Source organism: Methylobacterium ajmalii, assembly GCF_016613415.1.
Taxonomy (GTDB): domain Bacteria; phylum Pseudomonadota; class Alphaproteobacteria; order Rhizobiales; family Beijerinckiaceae; genus Methylobacterium; species Methylobacterium ajmalii.
Genome location: NZ_JACWCT010000068.1, coordinates 1 through 2095, shown reverse-complemented (window position 1 = coordinate 2095; position 2095 = coordinate 1). Strand labels below are relative to the sequence as shown.

3 protein-coding genes are annotated in these 2095 nt (G+C 75.0%); 1 reads left to right on the top strand and 2 read right to left on the bottom strand.

Features of this window, described 5'->3' with window-relative positions; translation table 11 throughout:
* Positions 1–1176 (top strand): type II secretion system protein GspD (locus tag HPY23_RS13105; protein ID WP_276530187.1); only part of this gene is annotated, 1176 nt, incomplete at its 5' end.
* Between the two features lie 43 nt (positions 1177–1219).
* Here the strand turns inward: HPY23_RS13105 and HPY23_RS13100 are convergent.
* Positions 1220–1741 (bottom strand): hypothetical protein, encoded by a 522-nt coding sequence (locus tag HPY23_RS13100; RefSeq protein WP_091883922.1) that lies wholly within the window; start codon positions 1739–1741, stop codon positions 1220–1222.
* On the bottom strand, positions 1738–2095 hold a 358-nt coding region (locus HPY23_RS13095), incomplete at its 5' end, for a GspMb/PilO family protein (protein ID WP_200649623.1). The genes HPY23_RS13100 and HPY23_RS13095, both read right to left, overlap by 4 nt.

Sequence of the window (2095 nt, the reverse complement as noted above, 5' to 3'; positions counted from 1 at the left end):
GGCGGTGCTGGCGTCGGCGGCGGCCTCGGCGGGCCTTCGGGGGGGGCGGGCGGGCTTCCCGCCTCGCCGCTCGCCGGCGGGGGCGGCTATGGCGGCGCGCTCGGCGGGTATGGCGGTGGCGGCGCCTACGGGGGCTACGGCGGCGGGTTCGACGCGGGCTATGCCGGCGGCGGGGCCGGGATGCGGCGCGACGCCATCGGCATCGTCGCGGACGAGGCCAACAACAGCCTGGTGGTCTCGGCCACGCGCAACCAGTACGACAAGATCCTGCGCATCCTCGGCCGCCTCGACGCGATGCCGACCCAGGTGCTGCTCGAGACCGTGATCGCCGAGGTCACGCTCAACGACAACCTCGCCTTCGGCGTGCAGTGGTTCCTCAAGCAGCAGGGCAGCCGGTTCAACCTCGCCAGCGCCGACACCGGCAAGGCGGCGGCGACGAGCGGCACCGCCGGCCTGATCACCTCGGCGATCCGCGGCGTGCCGGGCTTCAACTACCTGCTCGCCGGCTCCGACTTCAACGTGGTGCTCAACGCCCTGCAGGGCGTGACCCGGGTCAACGTCATCTCGTCGCCCAACATCACGGTGCTCGACAACCGCACCGCCAAGCTCCAGGTCGGCGACCAGGTGCCGATCATCAAGCAATCCGGCCAGAGCGCGCTCACCGCGGGCGCCCCGATCCTCAACCAGATCGAGATGAAGGATACCGGCGTGATCCTCTCGGTCACGCCGCGGGTGAACAAGAACGGCCTCGTCGTGCTCGACATCAACCAGGAGGTCAGCGACGTCGTCCCGACCACGACCTCGGCGATCGACTCGCCGACGATCCGCCAGCGCCGGGTCGCCACCAGCGTCGCGGTGAACGACGGCCACAGCCTCGCCATCGGCGGCATGGTGCAGGAGAAGGCGCAGATCTCGAACGAGAATTTGCCGATCCTGAGCGAGCTGCCGGTGATCGGCCCGGCCTTCCGCAACCGCATCGACCAGCGGGTGCGCACCGAGCTCCTGGTGTTCATCCGCCCCCGGGTGATCCGCGGCACCATCGAGGCCGACCGCATTGCCGAGGACTTCCGCCAGCAATTCCGCGCCATGATGCCGGTGCGCCCGGTCCTTCCGCCCCCGCCCCTGCCGGCGGCCTACGAGGGCTCGCAAGGGATCCTGCGGCGGATGCTGGACTGACGGGGCGCGACGCCATTGCCGCCCGCGGCTTCCGGCCCCCGGCTCAGCGCCGCAAGGCCGGCTCCGCCTCGACCACCGGCCGGGCGCCGACCGGCCGCAGCATCGCGGCAGGTCCCAGGAAGGTCGCGACGTAGCGGCGCTCGCCCTGCACCACGGTCACCCGGTCGCGCCCGACCTCCGCCACGCGCCAGTCGCCGCGGCCCTCGCCGCGGGCGAGCCAGGCCCGGGCGCCGCTGCCGTCGTCGATCAGCACTCGGGCGGCCGGCCCGTCGAGGAGGATGCCGCGCACCACCAGCACCGGCCGGGGCGGGTCGCCGTCGAGGATCTCGCGGGGGCCCCGGGCGGTCCAGGGCCGCCGGCCGGGATCGAAGAGCGGGCGCGCCAGAGCCGTCTCGTCCGGTGGCGGCGGCACGGCCGGGGCGCTATGCGGCGCGGGCGCCGGTCCGCCATCGACCGGCCAGGCGAAGGCGGCGAGCATCAGGCCCGCCGAGAGCCCGCAGGCGAGCCGGGCCTTGAGTCCGGTCGCGGCGAGCGCGGTTCCGGCCGCCCGGAGGATCGGCGTCACGGCGTGCCTCCCGGGGCGGGCCGGCCGGTCGTCGGCGCGGGCAGGAGCACGCCCCGGACCGTCAGGGTGAGGCGCATCACCGTGGCGCGGCTGATCTCGGGATCGGCCGGCCGCTCGACGCTCAGCACGGCCTCCTCGGGCACGATCAGGGGCGCCTCGGTCTCCAGCGCCGCCAGCAGCCCGTGCAGGCCCTCGGCGGTGCCGCGCAGCGAGGCCGACAGGCGCGGCAGGGTCGGGCGGGCCGGGTCCGGCTGGAGCCCGGCCCCGTCCACCGTCGCGCTCCGCCCCGCCGCCAGGGCGTCGAGGCGGGTCCGGAAGGCGACGGCGAGCGAGGTCTCGTCGGCGGCCGAGAGC